At 71.1% G+C, this 18847-nt stretch carries 22 protein-coding genes and 7 pseudogenes; 21 read left to right on the forward strand and 8 right to left on the reverse strand.

Annotation, left to right across the window (positions count from 1 at the left end):
- Positions 1-2: 2 nt before the first annotated feature.
- The 4 genes and pseudogenes from G5V59_RS01600 to G5V59_RS01615 form a co-directional block, all read right to left on the reverse strand.
- Complete coding sequence (locus tag G5V59_RS01600; protein WP_278259569.1) at positions 3-440, reverse strand: aldehyde dehydrogenase family protein; 438 nt, start codon at positions 438-440, stop codon at positions 3-5.
- 73 nt (positions 441-513) lie between these two features.
- Positions 514-918: pseudogene (locus G5V59_RS01605) on the reverse strand (aldehyde dehydrogenase family protein); the annotation flags it as partial.
- Positions 851-1117 (reverse strand): annotated as a pseudogene (locus G5V59_RS01610) (aldehyde dehydrogenase family protein); the annotation flags it as partial. The pseudogenes G5V59_RS01605 and G5V59_RS01610, both read right to left, overlap by 68 nt.
- Complete coding sequence (locus tag G5V59_RS01615; RefSeq protein ID WP_278255363.1) at positions 1003-1467, reverse strand: aldehyde dehydrogenase family protein; 465 nt, start codon at positions 1465-1467, stop codon at positions 1003-1005. The pseudogene G5V59_RS01610 and the gene G5V59_RS01615, both read right to left, overlap by 115 nt.
- 94 nt (positions 1468-1561) lie before the next feature.
- Here G5V59_RS01615 and G5V59_RS01620 point away from each other — a divergent pair, with 94 nt between their 5' ends.
- Positions 1562-3139 (forward strand): aminotransferase class III-fold pyridoxal phosphate-dependent enzyme, encoded by a 1578-nt coding sequence (locus tag G5V59_RS01620; protein WP_278259570.1) that lies wholly within the window; start codon positions 1562-1564, stop codon positions 3137-3139.
- Here G5V59_RS01620 and G5V59_RS01625 read toward each other — a convergent pair.
- Positions 3027-3668 (reverse strand): TetR family transcriptional regulator, encoded by a 642-nt coding sequence (locus G5V59_RS01625; RefSeq protein WP_278255364.1) that lies wholly within the window; start codon positions 3666-3668, stop codon positions 3027-3029. The two genes, G5V59_RS01620 and G5V59_RS01625, sit on opposite strands and share 113 nt — an antisense overlap.
- A 74-nt stretch (positions 3669-3742) precedes the next feature.
- Between G5V59_RS01625 and G5V59_RS01630 the strand changes: the two genes are divergently transcribed.
- From G5V59_RS01630 to G5V59_RS01670, 9 genes are all read left to right on the forward strand, one after another.
- Positions 3743-4216 carry a hypothetical protein gene (locus G5V59_RS01630; protein ID WP_278255365.1) on the forward strand — a complete coding sequence of 158 codons (474 nt, stop codon included), beginning with the start codon at positions 3743-3745 and terminating at the stop codon, positions 4214-4216.
- Positions 4099-4989, forward strand: a complete 891-nt coding sequence (locus tag G5V59_RS01635) for an aldehyde dehydrogenase family protein (RefSeq protein WP_278259571.1) — start codon at positions 4099-4101, stop codon at positions 4987-4989. Before G5V59_RS01630 ends, G5V59_RS01635 begins: the two co-directional genes overlap by 118 nt.
- Entirely contained in the window at positions 4977-5255 is a 279-nt protein-coding gene (locus G5V59_RS01640) for an aldehyde dehydrogenase family protein (RefSeq protein ID WP_278255366.1), read from the forward strand. The genes G5V59_RS01635 and G5V59_RS01640 overlap by 13 nt, the downstream gene beginning before the upstream one ends.
- Positions 5256-5269: 14 nt before the next feature.
- Complete coding sequence (locus tag G5V59_RS01645; RefSeq protein WP_278259572.1) at positions 5270-6775, forward strand: APC family permease; 1506 nt, start codon at positions 5270-5272, stop codon at positions 6773-6775.
- A complete protein-coding gene (locus G5V59_RS01650) occupies positions 6772-7116 on the forward strand; it encodes a hypothetical protein (protein ID WP_278255367.1) in 345 nt (114 codons plus the stop codon). Before G5V59_RS01645 ends, G5V59_RS01650 begins: the two co-directional genes overlap by 4 nt.
- 93 nt (positions 7117-7209) lie before the next feature.
- Complete coding sequence (locus tag G5V59_RS01655; protein ID WP_278255368.1) at positions 7210-8607, forward strand: FAD-dependent oxidoreductase; 1398 nt, start codon at positions 7210-7212, stop codon at positions 8605-8607.
- Positions 8604-8855, forward strand: a complete 252-nt coding sequence (locus tag G5V59_RS01660; protein WP_278255369.1) for a hypothetical protein — start codon at positions 8604-8606, stop codon at positions 8853-8855. The genes G5V59_RS01655 and G5V59_RS01660 overlap by 4 nt, the downstream gene beginning before the upstream one ends.
- A 251-nt stretch (positions 8856-9106) precedes the next feature.
- A complete protein-coding gene (locus G5V59_RS01665) occupies positions 9107-9370 on the forward strand; it encodes a hypothetical protein (RefSeq protein WP_278255370.1) in 264 nt (87 codons plus the stop codon).
- Positions 9371-10007: 637 nt separating this feature from the next.
- A complete protein-coding gene (locus tag G5V59_RS01670) occupies positions 10008-10169 on the forward strand; it encodes a hypothetical protein (RefSeq protein ID WP_278255371.1) in 162 nt (53 codons plus the stop codon).
- Between the two features lie 143 nt (positions 10170-10312).
- Here the strand turns inward: G5V59_RS01670 and G5V59_RS01675 are convergent, their stop codons facing one another.
- Positions 10313-11566 (reverse strand): NAD(P)-binding domain-containing protein, encoded by a 1254-nt coding sequence (locus tag G5V59_RS01675; RefSeq protein WP_278255372.1) that lies wholly within the window; start codon positions 11564-11566, stop codon positions 10313-10315.
- Between the two features lie 167 nt (positions 11567-11733).
- Here G5V59_RS01675 and G5V59_RS01680 point away from each other — a divergent pair, with 167 nt between their 5' ends.
- From G5V59_RS01680 to G5V59_RS01725, 11 genes and pseudogenes are all read left to right on the forward strand, one after another.
- Positions 11734-12183: a RidA family protein gene (locus G5V59_RS01680; RefSeq protein ID WP_278255373.1), complete on the forward strand. Its 450-nt coding sequence runs from the start codon at positions 11734-11736 to the stop codon at positions 12181-12183.
- A gap of 47 nt (positions 12184-12230) precedes the next feature.
- Positions 12231-12786: pseudogene (locus G5V59_RS01685) on the forward strand (DUF1028 domain-containing protein).
- Between the two features lie 66 nt (positions 12787-12852).
- Complete coding sequence (locus tag G5V59_RS01690; RefSeq protein WP_278255374.1) at positions 12853-13008, forward strand: hypothetical protein; 156 nt, start codon at positions 12853-12855, stop codon at positions 13006-13008.
- Positions 13005-13184: pseudogene (locus tag G5V59_RS35455) on the forward strand (amidohydrolase); the annotation flags it as partial. The gene G5V59_RS01690 and the pseudogene G5V59_RS35455, both read left to right, overlap by 4 nt.
- A gap of 109 nt (positions 13185-13293) precedes the next feature.
- Positions 13294-13512: pseudogene (locus G5V59_RS01695) on the forward strand (amidohydrolase); the annotation flags it as partial.
- Positions 13513-13774: 262 nt separating this feature from the next.
- Positions 13775-13987 carry a hypothetical protein gene (locus G5V59_RS01700; RefSeq protein WP_278260257.1) on the forward strand — a complete coding sequence of 71 codons (213 nt, stop codon included), beginning with the start codon at positions 13775-13777 and terminating at the stop codon, positions 13985-13987.
- Positions 13891-14871: pseudogene (locus G5V59_RS01705) on the forward strand (lyase family protein); the annotation flags it as partial. The gene G5V59_RS01700 and the pseudogene G5V59_RS01705, both read left to right, overlap by 97 nt.
- 94 nt (positions 14872-14965) lie before the next feature.
- Entirely contained in the window at positions 14966-15160 is a 195-nt protein-coding gene (locus tag G5V59_RS01710) for a hypothetical protein (RefSeq protein WP_278259573.1), read from the forward strand.
- A 117-nt stretch (positions 15161-15277) separates the two neighbouring features.
- A complete protein-coding gene (locus G5V59_RS01715; RefSeq protein ID WP_278259574.1) occupies positions 15278-15421 on the forward strand; it encodes a hypothetical protein in 144 nt (47 codons plus the stop codon).
- A 116-nt stretch (positions 15422-15537) separates the two neighbouring features.
- The gene (locus G5V59_RS01720) at positions 15538-16017 is read left to right on the forward strand and encodes a hypothetical protein (RefSeq protein WP_278255375.1); all 480 of its coding nucleotides are present in this window, start codon (positions 15538-15540) and stop codon (positions 16015-16017) included.
- A 15-nt stretch (positions 16018-16032) separates the two neighbouring features.
- Positions 16033-16368: pseudogene (locus G5V59_RS01725) on the forward strand (LysR substrate-binding domain-containing protein); the annotation flags it as partial.
- A 37-nt stretch (positions 16369-16405) separates the two neighbouring features.
- Here the strand turns inward: G5V59_RS01725 and G5V59_RS01730 are convergent.
- Complete coding sequence (locus G5V59_RS01730; protein ID WP_278255376.1) at positions 16406-17803, reverse strand: cytosine permease; 1398 nt, start codon at positions 17801-17803, stop codon at positions 16406-16408.
- 109 nt (positions 17804-17912) lie between these two features.
- Complete coding sequence (locus tag G5V59_RS01735; RefSeq protein WP_278255377.1) at positions 17913-18524, reverse strand: ABC transporter permease; 612 nt, start codon at positions 18522-18524, stop codon at positions 17913-17915.
- Positions 18525-18847: the final 323 nt, after the last annotated feature.

Here is an 18847-nt window from a genome sequence, read left to right on the forward strand (position 1 = left end):
GCTCACTCCCCGTGGAAGGACATCACGTGCTTGATGCGCGTGTAGTCCTCGAGTCCGTACATCGACAGGTCCTTGCCGTAGCCCGAGTGCTTGAAGCCTCCGTGCGGCATCTCGGAGACGAACGGGATGTGGGTGTTGATCCAGACCACGCCGAAGTCCAGGCGCTTGGACATCCGCAGCGCGCGGGCGTGGTCCCTGGTCCACACGCTGGAGGACAGGCCGTACTGCACACCGTTGGCGAGGCGCAGCGCCTCGGCCTCGTCGGCGAAGCGCTGGACGGTGATCACCGGGCCGAAGACCTCCTGCTGGATCGCCTCGTCGTCCTGGCGCAGCCCGGAGACGACCGTCGGCTCGAAGAACCAGCCGTCCTCGCCGCCCGGCACCGTCGGGCGTCCGCCGCCGGCCTCGATCCTCGCGTGGCCGGGCAGCCGCTCGATCATGCCCTCGACGCGCGCGAGCCTGGTCGGGGTTGTTCAGCGCGCCGTACAGGATGTCGGGGTCCTCCTGCAGGCCGGTGCGGGTGCTCCGCGCCTGCTCCGCGAGCGCCGCGACCAGGTCGTCGTGGATGCTCTCGGCGGCGAGCACGCGGGTCGCGGCGGTGCAGTCCTGGCCGGCGTTGAAGTAGCCCGCGGTCGCGATCGCCTCGGCCGCCGCGGCGACGTCGGCGTCGTCGAACACCACGACCGGCGCCTTGCCGCCGGTCTCGAGGTGGACCCGCTTGAGGTCCGCGGCGGCGGAGGTCGCGACCTCGGTGCCGGCCCGGACCGAGCCGGTGATCGCGACCAGCCTGCGGCGTCGGGTGCTCGACCAGCGCACGGCCGGTGTCGCGGTCGCCGCACACGACGTTGAGCACGCCGGGTGGCAGGAACTCCGCCGCGAGACCGGCCAGGAGCACCGTGCTGGCCGGGGTGGTGTCACTCGGCTTGAGCACGATCGTGTTGCCCGCTGCCAGGGCGGGAGCGATCTTCCAGATCGCCATCATCAGCGGGTAGTTCCACGGCGTCACCTGCGCCACGACGCCGATCGGCTCGCGGCGCACCCAGGAGGTGTGGTCCTCGAGGTACTCACCCGCGCTGCGTCCCTCCAGGACCCGCGCGGCGCCGGCGTAGAAGCGCAGGCTCGTCCACGCTCGGCGGCAGGCTCCTCCTCGGCGGTCAGCCCGATCGGCTTGCCGGTGTTCTCGCACTCGACGCGGACGAACTCCTCGGCCCGGTCCTCCAGGGCCTGCGCGATCTTCAGCAGCGCCTCCTGGCGCGCCTTGGGCGTGCTCTCGCCCCAGGTCTCGAACGCTCGCTCCGCCGCCTTCATCGCCCGGTCGACGTCCTCGGCCCCGCTGGCCGGCGCCGTGGCGTAGGCCTGTCCGGTGGCCGGGTTCACGACGTCGTACGTCGCTCCGGAGGCGGCGTCGCACGAGACGCCGTCGATGAGGTTGCGCAGCGTGGTCATGCGGGGGAGCGTAGCCAGCATCTCCGCGGCACGGAAGGCTCCCGGCAACGAAATCCGTTGCAAATTCGTGTTACTGCTACGAAATCACTTGAACATCTGGCGGATGGGCGCGAGGATGGGCACGTGTACGACGAGAACTCGAACGCCGCGCTCCAGCAGTCCGCCCGCGACCACCTGTGGATGCACTTCACCCGGATGTCGTCCTACGACACCGCCGACGTCCCCGTCATCGTCCGCGGTGAGGGCGCCTACGTCTGGGACGCGCAGGGCCGCAAGTACCTCGACGCCCTCGGCGGGCTCTTCGTCAGCCAGCCTCGGCCACGGCCGCACCGACCTCGCCGAGGCCGCCGCGAAGCAGGCCGCCGAGTCTCGCCTTCTTCCCGCTGTGGTCCTACGCGCACCCGACCGCGATCGAGACTCGCCGAGAAGATCGCGGGCTACGCGCCCGGCGACCTCAACCGGGTCTTCTTCACCTCGGGCGGCGGCGAGGCCGTCGAGTCGGCGTGGAAGCCTGGCGAAGAACTACTTCAAGATCACCGGCAAGCCGATGAAGCACAAGGTGATCAGCCGGGCCATCGCCTACCACGGCACCACCCACGGTGCACTCTCGATCACCGGCCTGCCCGGCCTCAAGCAGCAGTTCGAGCCGCTGGTGCCCTCGACCTTCCGGGTCCCCAACACCAACATCTACCGCGCGCCCATCCACGGCGAGGACCCGGAGGCCTTCGGTCGCTGGGCCGCCGACCAGATCGCGGTCGCGATCGAGAACGAGGGCCCCGACACGGTCGCGGCCGTCTTCCTCGAGCCGGTCCAGAACGCCGGCGGCTGCTTCCCGCCGCCCCCGGGCTACTTCCAGCGGGTCCGTGAGATCTGCGACGAGTACGACGTCCTGCTGGTCTCCGACGAGGTGATCTGCGCCTACGGCCGCCTCGGCCACATGTTCGGTGCCGAGCGCTACGGCTACCAGCCCGACATCATCACCTCCGCCAAGGGCATCACCTCCGGCTACGCCCCGCTCGGCGCGATGATCGCCAGCGACCGCCTCTACGAGCCCTTCGCCCACGGCACCGAGACGTTCCTGCACGGCTACACCTTCGGCGGCCACCCGGTCTCCACCGCGGTCGCGCTGAAGAACTTCGAGATCTTCGAGAACGAGAAGATCAACGAGGGCGTGCTGGAGCGCGAGGGCGCCTTCCGCGGCACCCTGGAGAAGGCTCCTCGACCTGCCCATCGTCGGCGACGTCCGCGGCGACGGCTTCTTCTACGGCATCGAGAACCGTCAAGGACAAGACGACCAAGGAGACCTTCGACGAGGCCGAGTCCGAGCGCCTGCTGCGCGGCTTCCTCTCCAAGGCGCTCTACGACGCCGGGCTCTACTGCCGCGCCGACGACCGCGGCGACCCGGTCGTCCAGGCTCTCGCCGCCGCTGATCTGCGACCAGTCGCACTTCGACGAGATCGAGCAGAAGGCTGCGTGCGGTGCTCACCGAGGCCGCCGGCCTCCTCTAGACGGGGAACACGGCGAGAGCCGGCCGGGTCCAGGCGGACCGGGCCGGCTCTCGTCGTACGCCGGGTGGGGGATTAGTTGCGGCGTGACGCAACGTTCGTGGGCGCCTGCGGCACCACCCGGACCCCGGTCGCGGACAGTGCGTAGGCTGGCGAGCCTGCTGCTCGGCCCGCTCCAGGGTGAGTGAGGAGTTGTGGGCGAGCAGGTGCAGGCCGAGGGCGTCCTCGAGCGCGACGAAATTGCGGGCGACGACCTCGGCGGCGTCGGTCAGTGCGAAGGTCCCGAGGGCAGCGCCGACCTCGAGGACGGCGGTGTAGAGCGAGACCTCGCGGTCGAAGAGCAGGGTCATCAAGGTGGCGTGCATCGGGCTGCGGCTCGCGCTCACCGAGATCTCGTCGAGCACCTGGCTCAGCAGCAGGTCCTCGCCCCGCGGGAGGCCGGAGTACATGAGGCGGGCGAGCTTCTCCGTGGGCGTCAGGTCGCCCTCGAGGTCGCGCTGGCGTGCCCAGTAGTAGCGGTCGGTCGCGGCCTGGTGGGCCGCCTCGATCAGGCTCTCCAGGCTCCGGGTAGTAGTACGCGACCAGGCGCGGGGAGATGTCGGCGGTCTCGGCGATGTTCTTCATCGTCGCCCCGGCCAGGCCGTGTGCGGCGATCGTCTCCAGGGTGGCGGAGATGAGGTGCTCGCGCCGGGCGGCCTGGTCCTTGCGTCGTGCCATGGGCCCACCGTAACGCCTGTGTGAATTCCGCGGACATGTCGTTGACAGGTCATGTGCGCTAGGTCATATTTGCGGTGCAGCGCAAAGAAAGGATCGCCCATGCGCACTCACCAGGACTGGATCGCGGAGGCCGCCAAGGTCACCGTTCCCACCCGCGCCTTCGTCGGCGGCGGCTTCGTGGAGACGGGGGAGGAGACCTTCGAGAACCGCAACCCCGCCACCGGAGCCCTGCTCGCCGAGGTCGCCGACGGCGGCGCGGCCGGGGTCGACCGGGCCGTGCGCTCCGCGCGGGCCACCTTCGAGGCCGGCACGTGGAGCCGTGCGGGGGTGACCGAGCGCCGCGCGAAGATGCTGCGCTTCGCCGACCTGCTCGCCGAGCACGCCGTCGAGCCTCGCGGTGCTCGACTCCCTCGACATGGGCAAGCGCGTCGTGGACGCCCACGACCTCGACCTCCCGTTCTCGGTCGGCCTCTTCCGCTACTACGCCGAGGCGATCGACAAGATCAACGACGAGGTCGCCCCCACCCCGCCGGGCACGACCGCGTTGATCCGTCGCGTCCCGCTGGGTGTCGTCGGTGCCGTCGTGCCGTGGAACTACCCGGTCGACATGCTGGCCTGGAAGGTCGCGCCCGCGATGGCCGCCGGCAACAGCGTGGTGCTCAAGCCCGCCGAGCAGTCGCCCTCCTCGGCGCTGCGCATCGCCGAGCCTGGCCGCGGAGGCCGGCATCCCCGACGGCGTCCTCAACGTCGTCCCCGGACTGGGGGAGACCACCGGCCGGGCGCTGGGCCTGCACCCCGACGTCGACGTGCTCGCCTTCACCGGCTCCACCGAGGTCGGCCGCCTCTTCCTCCAGTACGCCGGCCTGTCGAACCTCAAGCAGGTCTGGCTCGAGTGCGGCGGCAAGAGCCCGCACCTGGTCTTCGCCGACGCCGACGACCCGGCCGCCGCGGCGAGGGCGAGTGCCTTCGGCATCTGGTTCAACCAGGGCGCCGTGTGCTCGGCCCACTCCCGCGTCCTGGTCCAGCGCGAGGTGCACGAGGAGTTCGTGGCCCTGGTCGCGGCCGAGGCCGCGTCCTACGCGCCCGGCGACCCGCTCGACCCCGCCGCAGGCATGGGCGCGGTCGTCTCCCCGGAGCAGACCGACCGGGTCATGCGCTTCGTCGACGGAGCCCGCTCCGCGGGCGCCCGGCTGGTCACCGGCGGGGAGCGGATCACCCGCGACGGCAGCGACTGCTTCGTCTCGCCGACGGTCTTCGACGACGTCGACCCGGCCTCGGAGCCTGGCTCGCGAGGAGGTCTTCGGCCCGGTGCTGGCCGTGACCCCCTTCGACACCGAGGAGGAGGCCGTGACGCTCGCCAACGACACGGCGTACGGCCTGGCCGCCTCCGTCGCGACCGGCAGCCTGCGCCGCGCCCACCGGCTCGCCGAGCGGATCCACGCCGGCACCGTCACCGTCAACGGGGTCGACGCCTTCAGCGCGTGGACGCCCTTCGGAGGGTTCAAGGGCTCCGGCTTCGGCCGCGACCTGTCCCTCCACGCCCTCGACAAGTACGTCGGTCTCAAGACCGTGTGGATCAACCACTGAGCGACCAAGGGGTCATCGTGTCCAACCAGCCCACCGAGCTCGCCGCCGAGCAGCACGCCCTGCTGCACAAGTCGCTGCGACGCTTCGACATCGTCTTCCTGCTGATCGCCGCCGTCGTCGGCCTCGAGACCCTCGGCCAGGTCTCCGGGTACGGCGCCGAGGCATTCACCTGGGCCCTCGTGCTCGCCGTCTTCTTCCTCGTCCCCTACGGGCTGATCTTCGCCGAGACCGGCGCTGCCTTCAGCGAGGAGGGCGGCGCCTACACCTGGGTCCGCGACGCCTTCGGCCGCCCCGCCGCGGCGGTCGCCGCGATCCTGACCTGGATCACCCAGCCGGTCTGGGTCGGCGGGTCGATGGCCTTCCTCGCCGCGGAGACCGTCAGCAGCTACCTGACCCCCATCGAGCACGGCTCCCTCGGTGACTACCTGTTCAAGGTCGTCTTCATCTGGATCACGGTCCTCGCCGCGGTGGTGAGCCTGCAGAAGGGCAAGTGGCTGCCGACCAGCGGTGCGCTGCTCAAGGTCGGCCTGCTGGCGTTCTTCGTGCTGACCACGATCGTCTACGCCGTCCAGAACGGCGTCGTCGCCCTCCACCCGGGGGACTTCAGCCCGACCCTGCTCGGCCTCTTCGGCTCGGTGCCGATCCTGCTCTTCGCCTACCTCGGCTTCGAGTCCTCCAACAGCGCGGCCGGCGAGATGGAGAACCCCGCCCGCGACGTACCGGTCTCGATCTTCCGCTCCTGCGCGACCGCCGCGGCCTGCTACCTCGTCCCGATCATGGCGATCCTGCTCGTCGTACCGGCCGAGGACATCACCGGCATCGGCGGACTCTTCGACGCCGTCGGCACGGTCTACTCCGTCTACGGCGGCGCGGCCGACGCCCTGCTCGAACTCACCGCCGTCGTCTTCGTCTACATCCTGATGAGCCAGGGCGCGGCGTGGATGATCATCTCCGACCGGATGCAGGCGATGACCGCGGCCGACGGCTCGTTCTTCGGCGGCTTCTTCGGCCGCTTCCACCGCGGCCTCGGCACGCCGGTCCGCGTCAACATGCTCTCCGGCGTCGTGTCCACCACGTTCATGCTCGTCGCGATGCAGGTCACCGGTGACGGCGCCTCGATCTTCGGCGTGGTGCTGACCATCTCCATCTCGACCTTCCTGCTCAGCTACCTGCTCGTCATCCCCGCCGCGATCCGGCTGCGCACGCTCTACCCCGAGCGGGAGCGCCCGTTCCGGGTGCCCGTCTCGGACCGCCAGTTCGCCGTGCTCGGCTGGATCGCCTTCGCCTGGGTGCTGCTGGGCTCGTGGGTGGCCGTCTTCCCGGGCACCCTGGAGCGGCTGTTCGGCGAGGAGTACCCCTTCAAGGAGTACTGGGGCGTCAGCCAGGCCACCTTCGAGGTCTTCACGCTCGGCACCCTTGCCTTCCTGCTCGCCCTCTGCGCCGTGGGCTACGCCCTCGGTGCCCCGGTGCGCGCCTCCGGTGCCACCATCACGCCCGACACCGAGGAGATCGCCCGATGAGCGACCAGCCCACCGTGGCCGCGCCGTACGACGTGCTGTTCGAGCCGGTCCGGATCGGACCGGTCACCGCGAGGAACCGCTTCTACCAGGTGCCCCACTGCAACGGCATGGGCTACCGCGACCCCAGTGCGCAGGCCGCGATGCGCAAGATCAAGGCCGAGGGCGGCTGGTCGGTGGTGTGCACCGAGCAGGTCGAGATCCATGCGACGTCCGACATCGCGCCGTTCATCGAGTCTGCGGATCTGGGACGACCAGGACCTGCCCGCACTGAAGCGGATCGCCGATGCCATCCACGAGGGCGGTGGCCTCGCCGGCATCGAGTCTCGCGCACAACGGCATGAACGCGCCGAACCAGGCTCAGCCGCGAGACCCCTCTCGGGCCGCAGCACCTGCCCGTCGCCCCCGACACCATCGCGCCCGTCCAGGCCCGGGCGATGACAGCGCAGGACATCGCCGACCTGCGGCGCTGGCACCGCAACGCCGTACGTCGGTCGTTGGAGGCGGGCTACGACATCGTCTACGTCTACGGCGCGCACGGCTACGGCGCCCCGCACCACTTCCTCTCGCGGCGCTACAACAACCGCACCGACGAGTACGGCGGCCCGCTCGAGAACCGCATGCGTCTGCTCAGGGGGTCGATCGAGGACACGCTCGAGGAGGTCGCCGGCCGGGCCGCCGTCGCCTGCCGGATCACCGTCGAGGAGGAGATCGACGGCGGTATCACCCGCGAGGACATCGAGGGCGTGCTGCGCGAGCCTCGGCGAGTCTGCCGGACCTGTGGGACTTCGCGATGGGCAGGCTGGGAGGGCGACTCCGTCACCTCGCGGTTCGCCCCCGAGGGCCGGCAGGAGGAGTTCGTCGCCGGTCTGAAGAAGCTCACCACCAAGCCCGTCGTCGGCGTCGGCCGGTTCACCTCGCCCGACGCGATGGTGCGCCAGGTCAAGGCCGGCATCCTCGACCTGATCGGTGCCGCTCGCCCCTCGATCGCCGACCCGTTCCTGCCGAACAAGATCCGCGACGGCCGGCTCAACCTGATCCGCGAGTGCATCGGCTGCAACATCTGCGTCTCGGGCGACCTCACCATGTCGCCGATCCGCTGCACGCAGAACCCGAGCATGGGGGAGGAGTGGCGCCGCGGCTGGCACCCCGAGCGGGTCCGCGCCAAGGAGAGCGACAGCCAGGTCCTCGTGGTCGGCGCCGGCCCGTCCGGGCTGGAGGCCGCCCGGGCGCTCGGTGTCCGCGGGTACGACGTCGCCCTGGTCGAGGCGCGCCGCGAGCTCGGCGGCCGGGTGACCCAGGAGTCCGCCCTGCCGGGGCTGTCGGCCTGGGGGCGGGTCAGGGAGTACCGCGAGGCCGCCCTCGCCGAGCCGCCCAACGTGGAGATCTACCGCGAGAGCCCGATGAGTGCGAACGACATCGTCGAGTTCGGGTTCCAGCACGTGCTGGTCGCCACCGGCTCCACGTGGCGCACCGACGGCGTCGCCCGCTTCCACACCACCCCGCTCCCGATCGCCGAGGGCGCCCAGGTGCTGGGGCCTGACGACGTCTTCGCCGGACGCCTGCCGTCCGGGAGGAAGGTCGTGGTCTACGACGACGACCACTACTACCTGGGCGGTGTGCTCGCCGAGTCTGCTGGCGCAGCGTGGCTACGAGGTCTCCGTCGTGACCACCGCCTCGCAGGTGTCGGCGTGGACCAACAACACCTTCGAGATCAACCGCATCCAGCGCCGCCTCATCGAGAACGGCGTCACCCGCGTCACCGACCACGCCGTCGTCGCGGTCGGCGTCGGAGGGGTGACGGTCCGCGACGTGTACGCCGGCGCCGAGCGTGACCTCGACTGCGACGCCGTCGTCATGGTCACCGCCCGGCTGCCCAGGGAGGAGGCTCTACCTCGAGGCTCGTCGAGCGCCGCGAGGCGGGCGAGCCTGCTCTCCGTGCGCGGCATCGGCGACGCCTGGGCCCCCGGCACGATCGCCGCGGCGGTCTGGTCGGGGCGCCGCGCCGCGGAGGAGTTCGACGCCGAGTCGCCGTCCAACGACGTCGTACCGTTCCGGCGAGAGGTCACCCAGGCTGGCGTGAGGCGCAACCGTGCCAGCCGGGCGCAGAGAACCGCACCCCGGTCCCCTTCGTGGGGCCGGGGTGCGGTGCGTCCGGCACGAACCGTGGGGTGTGGCACCACGAACCGTGGGGTGTGGCACCACGAACCGTGGGAGGTGGCACCACGAACTGTGGGGTGTGGCACCACGAACTGTGGGGTGTGGCATCGCGAGTGGTCTCCGATGGTTCACACCCGTCACCCCGCCGTACGTCACGGGCCTAGGTGCCTGTGGATGACGGGTGTCGTCCACAGCACGACCCGGCGCGGCTGGCGGGGCGGGCACCGCTCGTGGACGGTCGAGCGCATGGAATTCCTGGAGAGGGCCGCGGGCCGACCCTTTGCGACGACGACCGCGCGCGAGCACGCCGTCACGCGTGGTCAGGCTGCGCACGTGGCTCGCCGACGGCGTCGTACGGCGAGTCCTCACCGGTGTGTACGTCGACGCGAGCGAGCCCGACACCATGGAGCCTGCGCGTGGCGGCGGTGTCGTGCGTGATGGCTCCGCACGCCGTCGTGTGCGACCGGACCGCCGCATGGTTGCACGGTGTGGATGTCTTCGACCTGGCGGAGCGCGACGTACTGCCGGCCGTCGACGTCGTCTCGATCGCCGGCTGGAACGCGTCGGTCCGATCGGACGTGTTCGGAGGCGAGCGCGACCTCCTGCCGTCCGAGATCATGACCGTGCGGGGCGTTCGTGTCACGACGCCGATCAGGACCGCGTGCGACCTTGCGTGCCTCAGGGGACGTTCGCGGGCGATCGCGGTCCTCGACGCCTTTCGCCGCGCGTACGGCATCACGGTGCGGGATCTCACCCTGATGTTGCCGCGCTACAGGGGAAGGCGCGGATGCCGGCAGACTGCGCGAGCTGGTCCCGCTCTCGACCGACGAGGCCGACTCGCAGCCCGAGTCGTGGATCCGTCTGATCATCCACGACGCGGGGCTGCCTGTGCCGGCACCACAGGTGTGGGTACGACGGCCCGACGGGCGGCGGTTCAGGATCGAGAACGCCTACGCCGCACTTCGTATCGGAGTCGAGTACGACGGCCAGGAGCACCACACCTCGCACCACGACAGGGAGCACGACGACGACCGGCGCGGGGAGCCTCGTGGACGTCGAGGACTGGATCCTTCTGGTGGTCACCAAGCGTGACCTCGGGCCTCGTGAGCGCGAGATCTGGCTGGCCGAGCTCGAGGAGGCCATCGCCGCCCGCTCACCGGAGCGACCGACGAAGCGGGTGTACGCCCGGGGGCCGGACGATCCGTCGTACCGGTGGCGACGTCGACGGCGGCGATAGGAGGTCGTCGTACCGTCGCCCGCGGTTCGTGGTGCCACATCCCACGGTTCGTGGTGCCATGAGCCACGGTTCGTGATGCCATGAGGCACGGTTCGTGGTGCCATGAGGCACGGTTCGTGGTGCCATGAGGCACGGTTCGTGGGTCAGGTGCCGTAGGAGAGGTAACCGCGCTGGGTGGCGATGTGGCCCGCGACGTGCTTGGCGTCGTGCCACACGCCCCAGATGAAGTCTCGACCCGCGGCGGGAGAGCCACGGCAGGCCCAGGAAGTAGACGCCGGGCTCGGCGGAGACGCCCCGGCGGTGCTGCGGGCGGCCGGCGTCGTCGAAGGCGTCGACCTGGAGCCAGCCGTAGTCGAGCGCGAAGCCGGTGGCCCACACGATCGAGGTGATGCCGGCCTCGGCGAGGTCGACCGACAGCACCGGGTCGAGCGCGGCGTCGGGGTCGGGGCCGAGGATTTGGGCCTGCGGCTCCTCGGGGAGGTCGAGGCCGTTGCGCGCGACGTACTCGTCGGCGGCCCGGAGCAGGGCCAGGTAGTTGGCGTCCCCACGGGCGATGTTCTCGGCGAGGTCCGCGCGGAAGCGGAGGACGCCGTCGTCGTAAGCTCGTCGGTGAGGCCGACCAGCCTGGATGCCGATCGCGGCGAGGGCGCGGAAGTCGACCGTGTGGCCGCCACGGGCACCGCTGACCGCGATGGTGACGTGCTCGGCGCCGGCCGGCGGGGTCTCGAGGTCCCAGAGGTTGAGGACGCCGAGCCACCAACAGAAGTCACGGCCGCGGTAGCTGCGGGGCGGACGGTCGTGCGGTCCGACCGAGAGGTGGACCTGACGGCCCGAGCGCTGCAGGCTCGTCGGCGATCTGTACGCCGGAGGAGCCGGCGCCGACGACGAGGACGTTGCCCTCGGGCAGCCTGGTCCGGGTTGCGGTAGTCGCTGGAGTGGATCTGCAGCGGCACCGCGCCCGTCGGCACGATCGGTGGGACGACGGGACGCTGGAAGGGACCGGTGGCCGCGACGACGTACCGGGCGTCGATGGTGCCCTCGGACGTCTCGACGTGGAAGCCGGGGCGGCCCTCGTTCCGGGTGACGGAGCGGACCTCGACGCCGGTGCGGATCGGGGCGGCGATCTTCTCGGCGTACGCCTCGAAGTAGGCCGCGACCTGGTCCTTGCCGGCGAACTCGTCGGCACCGACGTCCGGGAGCTCGAGGCCGGGGAAGCGGTCGTGCCAGGCCGGACCGTTGGCGACGAGGGAGTCCCAGCGCATGGTGCGCCAGCGCTCGGCGATCCGGTCGCGCTCGAGCACCAGGTGGGGGATGCCGTTGTCGCTCAGGTGCTCGCTCATCGCCACGCCGGCCTGGCCGGCGCCGACGACGAGGACCTCGGTCTGTTCGGTGGTCATACGACGATCCTCAGCCGCCGACCTTGCCCTGTCCAACAGATGTTGTTGGCCTTGTCCATCGGCTCGACAGATGCAACGACGCCCTGCAGGCTTGCATCACCTCGACCGATGGCTGTTCTCGGAAACATCTGTTGGACACATGGACCGGCGAGGAGTGGACTGGTCCCGTGGAGACCACCCAGAGCGAGAGCAGCCAGAGCATCGTCGTCGGCGGGCACACCCGCATCCGCCCGTTCAACACCAGCGTGACCTATCCGGAGCAGAACCTCGACAACGACCTGTGCCAGGCCGTCGTCGCCGGCAACACCGTCTACGTGCGCGGACAGATCGGCCAGGACCTCGACACCAGCGAGTCCGTGGGCATCGGTGACGTCGAGGCGCAGACCGAGCGTGCGATGGCGAACATCAAGATGCTGCTCGAGGAGGCCGGCGCGCGCATGGAGCACCTGGTCAAGCTCACGATCTACATCGTCGACCCGCGCTACCGCGAGACCGTCTACCGGACCATCGGGCGCTGGACGAAGGGCGTGCACCCGATCTCGACCGGCATCGTCGTCTCCGCCCTCGCCCGCCCCGAGTGGCTGGTCGAGGTCGACGCCATCGCGGTGATCTCGTGACCTTCTCCGTCCTCGGCACCGACGGCAGGGGTGCCGTCGGCATCGCGGTGACCTCCTCCAGCCCCGCGGTCGCGGCGCGCTGCATCCACCTGCGCCCCGGTGTCGGCGGCGCGTCCTCGCAGAACATCACCGACCCACGACTGGGTACGGCGCTGCTCGACGCCCTCGGCTCGGGGCTCGACGCCCGCGCGGCCCTGGCGGCGGTCACCGAGGGCCGCGAGCAAGTGGAGCACCGCCAGCCGACGGTGCTCGGCCTCGACGGGTCCGGCGCCGCGTTCAGCGGGAGCGGCTCGCTCGGTGTGCACCACCACGTCGTTGCGCCCGACGTGGTGGCGGCCGGCAACCTGCTGGCCGGGACCGCGGTCGTGGACGCCGTCGCCGCGGCGTTCACGACCGCGACCGGTGAGCCTGGAGGAGCGCCTGCTCGCCGCCCTGGAGGCCGGGCTCGCCGCCGGCGGCGAGGCCGGGCCGCTCCACTCGGCCGGGCTGTCCGTCGTCCGCGACGTCGCCTGGCGGGTCACCGACCTGCGCGTCGACTGGAGCGAGCAGCCCGTCGAGGACCTCGGCGAGCCTGCTGCGGGTCTGGCTGCCGCAGCGCGATGACTACGTGACCCGTGGCCTGGACCCCACCACCGCGCCGTCGTACGGCGTGCCGGGGGACGAGTGACGATGAGGGAGCACGCCGCGGCGACCGTGCAGGGTGACGCCGAGCGCCTGATCCGGCTCTCCGAGCAGGCTCCACGCCCATCCCGAGACCGGCTGGCAGGAGCACAGGCTCCTCGCGCTGGGTCGCGGAGTCGCTGGAGGAGGCCGGGTTCACCGTGACCCCGGGCTACCTCGGCCTGGAGACGGCCTTCCTGGCCACCTTCGGCAGCGGCCCGTTCCGGCTCGGCCTCTGCGCCGAGTACGACGCCCTGCCGGGCCTGGGCCACGCCTGCGGCCACAACCTGATCTCCGCGATCACGGTCGGCGCCGCGCGCGCCCTGGCCCCGTTGGCGGACGCCGCCGGGCTGACGATCGAGGTCTACGGCACGCCGGCCGAGGAGGGCGGCGGCGGCAAGATCGAGTCTGCTCGAGCGCGGCGCCTTCGCCGGGCTGGACCTCGCGATGATGGCCCACCCCGCGCCGGTCGACGTGGCCGAGGCGGAGCCGTTCGCGGTGTCGCACTCGCACGTGGAGTACCGCGGCAAGGCGGCCCACGCGGCGGCGTACCCCGAGCAGGGGATCAACGCTGCCGACGCCTTCACGATCGCCCAGGTCGCGATCGGCCTGCTCCGCCAGCAGTCGCCGCCGACGGTGCGGGTGCACGGCGTGATGACCAACGGGGGAGAGGCGCCCAACGCGATCCCCGCGCGGACCGAGGGCCGCTGGTACGTCCGTGCCGAGAGCCTCGCCCAGGCTCGCCGAGACCGAGGAGAAGGTCTGGCGCTGCTTCGAGGCCGGCGCGCTCGCGACCGGCGCGACGCTCACGGTCGAGCCGGAGAGCAAGCCCTACGCCGAGTTTCGCACGTTCGCGCCCGCGCTGGCGTCGTACCGGCGCAACGCGGAGGCGCTGGGCCGGGTCTTCGACGACCGCTCGCCCGCCCGCCGGATGAACCGGGCGTCCACGGACATGGGCAACGTCTCCCAGGTCGTGAACGCGATCCACCCCTACGTCGGCATCGGCTCCGGGTCCGCCCTCAACCACCAGCCCGAGTTCGCCGCGCACTGCGTCGGCGGGGACGCCGAGCGGGCGATCCTCGACGCCGCGACCGCGCTGGCCTGGACGGCGCTCGACGTCGCCGGCGAGGCGAGCGCACGATGAGCGCCCTCGACGTCCCACTGACGCGCACCGAGCACGACTCGCTCGGCCCGTTCGACGTCCCCGCGACCGCCTACTGGGGCGTCCACACGGCCCGCGCCGTGCGGAACTTCCCGATCAGCGGCACGCCTGTCGGCGCGCACCGCGAGCTCGTCGCCGCGCTCGGTGCGGTCAAGCTCGCCGCGGCCCGGGCCAACCACGAGTCGGGCCTGCTCGACGACCGCCGGTACGACGCGATCGCCGCGGCCGCGCAGGAGGTCCGCGACGGCGTGCTCGACGAGGAGTTCGTCGTCGACGTCATCCAGGGCGGCGCCGGCACCTCGACGAACATGAACGCCAACGAGGTGATCGCCAACCGGGCGCTGGAGATCCTCAGCCTGCCGTTCGGGCACTACGACGAGGTCCACCCGCTCGACCACGTCAACCGCTGCCAGTCGACGAACGACGTCTACCCGACCGCCGTGCGCCTGGCGCTGGTCGCCGCGATCGACGTGCTCGCCGAGGCGACGGATGCGCTGGCCGGCTCCTTCGCACGCAAGGCGGCGGAGTTCCGCGCCATCCCCAAGATCGGCCGCACGCAGGCTCCAGGACGCGGTCCCGATGACCGTCGGGCAGGAGGCTCGGCGCCTTCGCCACGACCCTGCGCGAGGAGCCTGGCCCGCCTCGCCGACTCGCGCGCGCTGCTCTGCGAGATCAACCTCGGCGCGACGGCGATCGGCACCGGCATCACCGCCCACCCCGACTACCGGCGCCGCGCGGTGCAGCACCTCGCCGACATCACTGGCCTGCCCGTCGTCGGAGCGGGCGACCTGGTCGAGGCCACCGGCGACACCGGCGCCTTCGTGCAGGTCTCCGGCGTGCTGAAGCGGATCGTCGTCAAGGCGTCCAAGATCTGCAACGACCTGCGGCTGCTGGGCTCCGGCCCGCAGGCGGGCCTCGGCGAGCTCCAGGCTCCCGGCCCGCCAGGCGGGGTCGAGCATCATGCCCGGCAAGGTGAACCCGGTCATCCCGGAGATGGTCAACCAGGTGGCCTTCTGGGTGATCGGCAACGACTTCACCGTCACGATGGCGGCCGAGGCCGGCCAGCCTGCAGCTCAACGCGTTCGAGCCGGTCATGGGGCACGGCCTGCTCCAGGGCTTCTCCTGGACCGCCGCCGCCTTCGACGCGTTGCGTGAGCCTGTGCGTCGACGGCATCACGGTCGACCCGGCGAAGCCTGGCCGCGTCCGCGGCCGCCAACGCGGGGCTCGCCACGGCGCTCACCCCGCTGCTGGGCTATGCCCGCTCGGCGGAGATCGCCAAGGCCGCGCTGAGCGGGGCAGGTGCCGTCCGCGACCTGGCCCTCGCCACCGGCGGGCTCGACCCGGCCGTCCTCGACGCCCTGCTGCGTCCCGAGGCGCTCGCGAACCTCGACGCGTCCGACGCCGTCCCGGAATGAGTTCCGGCAGGATGGTCGCCATGGCCGACCCTGCCTTCACCCTGACGCAGGCTGCGGTACTTCGCCGCGGCCGCCGAGGCTCGGCAGCATGACGGCCGCCTCGAAGCAGTCTCATGGTGTCGCAGTCCGCCGTCTCGACGGCCGTCGCGCAGCCTGGAGAAGGAGCCTCGGCGTCCAGGCTGCTGCTGCGTCACCACGCGCGGGGGCTGACGCTGACGGCGGCCGGCGAGGAGTTCCACCGCGAGCTGCGCAGCTACCTCGTGCACACCACCGAGCCTGGTCGAGGTCGCCCGGTCCGCGGGCCAGGCGCTCGTCGGCGACCTCGCCGTCGGCTGCTTCACGACGCTCGGCCCCTTCGAGTCGCCGCGTCTGCTCGCCGCCTGCGAGGCCGACCACCCCGGCATCCGGGTCTCCGTCGTGGAGGACGAGCACGCCGCGCTCAAGCACGCCCTGCGCTCGGGACGCTGCGAGCCTGGCGCTCATGTACGGCTACGACCTCGACGACGACATCGACCACGTGCGGGTGGGCCTCGCCGCGCCCTACGTGCTCGTCGGCCGGGGACACCGGCTCGCGCGCCGCAAGAAGGTCGCGCTGAAGGAGGCTCGCGGGCGACCCGATGGTGCTCCTCGACCTGCCGCACAGCGGGGACTACCTCGCGCGCATCGTCGAGTCGGCCGGCTTCCACCCCGAGATCCGGCACCGCAGCGCCGGCTTCGAGACGGTCCGGGCGATGGTCGCCAACGGCCAGGGCTGGTCGGTGCTCAACCAGCGCCCGGCCAGCCCCACGACGTACGACGGCGCGGAGGTCGTCACGCTCGAGATCACCGACCCCGTGGAGCCTCTCGAGGTCGTGCTGTCGTCGATGCGGGGCGTGCGCCTCACCGCCCGCGCGCAGGCCTTCGTCCGCTCCTCGGTCAGAGCAGCACGGCGGCGGGCAGGTCGCTGACGCGACCTGCCCGCCGGGTGCGGTTGCCGAGGGACGCTCAGGCGTGCGCCGCCACCGGGGCCAGGCTCGCTCGGGGCGAGCTTCCGGCCGCGCGCCAGCAGGTAGTAGACCGGCGCGGTGGCGACGAGCCCGATGATCCAGGCTCAGGTCGGCGCCGTCGAGCCTGTCGGCGACCGGCCCGGTGTAGAGCGGCGTGGCCATGAACGGGACCTGGACGAGGATGCCGATGACGTAGGCGATGATCGCCTGGCCGTTGAAGCGTCCGTAGATGCCACCGTCGGCGGCGAAGATCGAGTCCATGTCGTAGGCTGCCGTGGTGGATCAGGTAGAAGTCGATCAGGTTGATCGCGGTCCACGGCACGAGCACGACGAGCAGCGCGAGCACGATGTCGACGAAGTGCCCGATGAAGTCGCCGGAGACGCCGATGGCGAAGTAGGTCGACGCGGCCATCACCACGAGCGACAGCACGAGGCGGCTGCGCGCCGTGGGGATCCAGCGGGCGACGAAGGTCTGCACGCAGGTGATGATCGAGAGCACGGTGCCGTAGAGGTTGAGGGCGTTGTGGCTGATCACCGAGAGCAGGAAGAGCACGAGCAGCGGCGTGCCGAAGGCGCCGGTGGTGTCACGGACGCCGGTCATCACCTCGACGCCCGGCTTCATCGCCAGGGCGACGATCGCGCCGAAGGCGAAGGGCAGGATCGAGCCGAGGGTGCAGCCGAGGTAGGTCGCGTTGAAGGTCGCCCGGACCCCGACGTCGGCGGGCAGGTAGCGCGAGTAGTCGGAGACGTACGGCGCGAAGGCGATCTGCCACAGGGCGCCGAGCGAGATCGTCGCCAGGAAGCCGGCGGTGCTGTAGCCGCCCTGGGTCCAGAAGCCCGCGGGCACGCCGGCGACGAAGATCGCGACGGTGCCCAGCACGATGCCGATGCCCAGCACCCAGGTGGCGACCTTGTTGAGCGCGTGGATGACCTTGTAGCCGATGACGGCGATCAGGCCCGAGCCCAGCGCACCGAGCACGATGCCGGCCTCGACCGGGATCGGGTCGGCGATCCCGTGCAGGGACTGCCCGGCGAGGACGATGTTGGAGGCGAAGAACGCGAGGTACATGACCGCGGCGATGACGACGACGATGAGGGCGCCGTAGGAGCCGAACTGCCCGCGGCTCTGGATCATCTGCGGGATGCCCATCTGCGGGCCCTGTGCGGAGTGCAGCGCCATGAAGACGCCTCCCACGAGGTGGCCGACCACGACGGCGGCCAGGCACCAGTAGAGGTCGAGGCCGAAGACGGTGACGCCGGCAGCGCCGGTGACGACGGGCAGGGGGGCGATGTTCGTCCCGAACCACAGGGTGAAGAGGTCGCGCACCTTGCCGTGGCGGTCCTCGGGCGGGACGTAGCCGATGGTGTGCTTCTCGACGACGGACTGATCGGTCATGGTGGTTCTCCAAAGGTTGTGAGGCGCGCCACCATGGTCGTGACGGGCTCACCTCTCTGGCAAACGGATCCTTTTGGCGCAAGTCATCGGTTTCGCCGATGCATCGGGCTCAGGCGGGCTTCCTGCGGGTCGCCATCATGTTGCCGAGGACGATCAGCAGCGAGACCAGGAACATGATCGTGCCGATCACGTTGACCTGCATCGGCACGCCGCGCTGGTGCACGCCCCAGACGTACATCGGGAAGGTGACGGTCTGGCCGGCGTTCAGGTTGGTGATGATGAAGTCGTCGAAGGACAGCGAGAAGCTCAGCAGCGCGGCCGCCGCGATCCCGGGGAAGGCGAGCGGGAAGGTGATCCGCCAGAAGGTGGTGGCCTCGCTGGCGTAGAGGTCCATCGCGGCCTGCTCCAGGTTCGCGTCCAGCCCGGCGAGGCGGGCCTTGACGGTCACGATCACGAACGACAGGCAGAACATCACGTGCGCGATGAAGATCGTGACGAGACCGAGCCGTCCACCCTGGTGGGCGGCGACGAAGAGCGCGAGGAGCGAGGAGCCCATCACGATCTCGGGGGAGGCCATCGGCAGGAAGATGATGGTGTTCATCGCCGAGCGGCCGCGGAAGTCGTGGCGGACCAGCGCGAAGGCGGCCAGCGTGCCGAGAACAGTGGCGACCAGGGTGGCGGCCAGGCCGATGCCGATGCTCCGCAGGACCGCCTCGCACATGCCGTCGGGGCCGCACATGTTCGTCCAGTTGTGCAGGGTGAAGCCCTGGAAGGCGTAGACGTTCCGCGAGCCGCTGTTGTCGTTGAAGGCTCATCAGCATGACGATCGCGATCGGCACGAACATGTAGACGAGCACCAGCGCGCCGAGCGCGAGGACGAGGTGGTCGCCGACCCACCGGCCGGCCCGCTGGAGTCCGTTCACAGCAGGCTCCTCCGTCCCCGCCTTGCGGATGTAGACCACGACCATCGCCACGATGATCGCCATGAGGGTGACCGACAGCGCGCCCGCGGCGGCGTAGTCGTTCGAGTCGGTGAAGAGGTCC

It is taken from the genome of Nocardioides convexus (assembly GCF_011090295.1).

What these genes read in the sequence shown, in the direction of transcription:
- G5V59_RS01675 (WP_278255372.1), bottom strand. Translation starts at nt 11,566, where the DNA reads ATGACCACCGAACAGACCGAGGTCCTCGTCGTCGGCGCCGGCCAGGCC.
- G5V59_RS01730 (WP_278255376.1), bottom strand. Translation starts at nt 17,803, where the DNA reads ATGACCGATCAGTCCGTCGTCGAGAAGCACACCATCGGCTACGTCCCG.
- G5V59_RS01700 (WP_278260257.1), top strand. Translation starts at nt 13,775, where the DNA reads ATGAACCGGGCGTCCACGGACATGGGCAACGTCTCCCAGGTCGTGAAC.
- G5V59_RS01710 (WP_278259573.1), top strand. Translation starts at nt 14,966, where the DNA reads ATGCCCGGCAAGGTGAACCCGGTCATCCCGGAGATGGTCAACCAGGTG.
- G5V59_RS01620 (WP_278259570.1), top strand. Translation starts at nt 1,562, where the DNA reads ATGGGCACGTGTACGACGAGAACTCGAACGCCGCGCTCCAGCAGTCCG.
- G5V59_RS01665 (WP_278255370.1), top strand. Translation starts at nt 9,107, where the DNA reads ATGACGGGTGTCGTCCACAGCACGACCCGGCGCGGCTGGCGGGGCGGG.
- G5V59_RS01690 (WP_278255374.1), top strand. Translation starts at nt 12,853, where the DNA reads ATGAGGGAGCACGCCGCGGCGACCGTGCAGGGTGACGCCGAGCGCCTG.
- G5V59_RS01735 (WP_278255377.1), bottom strand. Translation starts at nt 18,524, where the DNA reads ATGTGCGAGGCGGTCCTGCGGAGCATCGGCATCGGCCTGGCCGCCACC.
- G5V59_RS01655 (WP_278255368.1), top strand. Translation starts at nt 7,210, where the DNA reads ATGACAGCGCAGGACATCGCCGACCTGCGGCGCTGGCACCGCAACGCC.
- G5V59_RS01650 (WP_278255367.1), top strand. Translation starts at nt 6,772, where the DNA reads ATGAGCGACCAGCCCACCGTGGCCGCGCCGTACGACGTGCTGTTCGAG.
- G5V59_RS01600 (WP_278259569.1), bottom strand. Translation starts at nt 440, where the DNA reads ATGATCGAGCGGCTGCCCGGCCACGCGAGGATCGAGGCCGGCGGCGGA.
- G5V59_RS01625 (WP_278255364.1), bottom strand. Translation starts at nt 3,668, where the DNA reads ATGGCACGACGCAAGGACCAGGCCGCCCGGCGCGAGCACCTCATCTCC.
- G5V59_RS01615 (WP_278255363.1), bottom strand. Translation starts at nt 1,467, where the DNA reads ATGCTGGCTACGCTCCCCCGCATGACCACGCTGCGCAACCTCATCGAC.